General features: G+C 65.8%; 2 protein-coding genes. Both read right to left on the bottom strand.

Annotated features, from left to right (window positions below; translation table 11 throughout):
• Positions 1 to 121 precede the first annotated feature (121 nt).
• Entirely contained in the window at positions 122 to 484 is a 363-nt protein-coding gene (locus tag ACFY2Z_RS41660) for a hypothetical protein (RefSeq protein ID WP_390749198.1), read from the bottom strand.
• A complete protein-coding gene (locus ACFY2Z_RS41665; RefSeq protein WP_390749199.1) occupies positions 450 to 1,442 on the bottom strand; it encodes a DUF4419 domain-containing protein in 993 nt (330 codons plus the stop codon). Before ACFY2Z_RS41665 ends, ACFY2Z_RS41660 begins: the two co-directional genes overlap by 35 nt.
• Positions 1,443 to 1,677: the final 235 nt, after the last annotated feature.

Raw genomic sequence — 1,677 nt, forward strand, 5'->3', positions numbered from 1 at the left:
ATCAAGGAGGCCAATAGCCTCGGCCTGACGCTCCGCTTCGAACCGATCCAAGCCGCCTGACCTGGGCAGCGCACTTCATTTTCGTGTCAGACCCCCGCAAGCGAACTAACGACTCAGGACACTAGAGCGACCGAAGGGCGTGGCCGAGGTGAGGGCCGTAGTTGCCCCAGCACTGGATATCACCGGTGTCGGATACAAGGTCGCCGAGATACCAGTCGCCGTCGTCGGCCCGCACCGCGCAGAGCCCCCTCAGATTGATGGCGCAGTCGGCTTGGAGAGGTTCGCCATGCAGGGTGACGGTGCCGAGGGTAGTGAGAAGCTGGGCCTGTGGGCAGCCGGTGACGCGCTGAATATCAGCCATGGTCCACGGTTCGGGCAGGCGCTCGTCGCGGGGCTCGGTAGCGGGGAGCAGTTCCACCACGGCGTAGCCGAGGCGCGGCCGGATCCACTCACTGTCGAGTTCTGTGCCGAGCACACCGGCCAAGGAAGGCCATCTCGGACGTGCCCGTGGGCGTCTCCCAGCGGAACGGGACGCGGGAGACGTGGGATGGGAAGTCCTCCTCGTCGGCGGTTCCCGGGCCGAACGACTGTTTGGGAGACGGTCCGTCGTCGGTGTATCGGTGGGCGAAGAAGGCGGTGATCCAGCCAGTGACCCTATCGCCGCCGGACGCCGACTCCCACTTGTAGAGCGAACGCCAGAACTCCTGGTCGATACCCCACCCCGAGGCCGTCGCGCTGATCGAATCCAGCACCGGGTGCAAGGCGGCGAACCACGGCCGCAGGCCTTCGAACCATCCTTCCAGCTCCCGCACCCGGGCCGCCAGCAGGCGCCAGTCTCGGTCCGTGCCCTCCAGTCGGATCCGGGGAATGCCGCAGAGCGAGGTCCACCGGAAGCGGTAGTACGGGCTGACCACGTCCATCAGCGCCACCAGCGTGGCCGTGGCGTCGGTGGGAGTGGTGGTCGAGAAGACGGGCTGGAACAGGTCGGCTACCTCATCGCCGATGCGGGCACGCAGGGGCTGTTGGACCAGGTTGATCGAGCGCTCCCAATCCAGCGGAGCCAGGTCGTCGCGGACGGCGATGGTCTGCTGGTGCCCCGGCGTTTCGGTGAAGAGTCCCGCGTATGTGCCGGAGTTCAGGCGGACGTGGACGGCTACCTCGTGCACGACGGCGTACCAGAGCAGGTCGGGTGAGAGGCTCAGTGGCAGGTGAGCCGTGAAGCACAGGTGGACGGCGCGCAGCAGGAGGCTGGAGGTGGGCTCAGTGATTTCCGGCGCGTCGGTGGGCCAGCCAACGAGCCGATTGGTGCTGCGGTGGTGGAAGCGCGCCTGGTCGCGGAGCACAGCCCGCAGGAAGTGCTCGTTGCCGAGGTCGGTGAGCTCGGAAGCGAGCGAAGTGGCCTCGCCGTCTTCAGCGCACGGCAGGTCTATCTCGAAGGCCATCAATATCCCCCAGAAACCGTGATCGGCCCTGATCCTAAAAGACCGATGAGACCCTCGGCTCTGTCCCGCCGCTCGCGGGACAAGGTCAGAACCCAAGAGACAAGCCGCGTCTGTGAGCTCTCCTTCTCCCCCTTCAAGATGGTCATGTCCCCTGTAGTGGTGTAACCGTGCCGGGTTGATCTTCAGCCGGATAGATCTTGTCCATGCTGCCTTCGGGCAGGTAGCGGCGGGGGAA

The organism is Streptomyces sp. NPDC001222, assembly GCF_042896945.1.
Classification (GTDB): Bacteria; Actinomycetota; Actinomycetes; order Streptomycetales; family Streptomycetaceae; genus Streptomyces; species Streptomyces gibsoniae.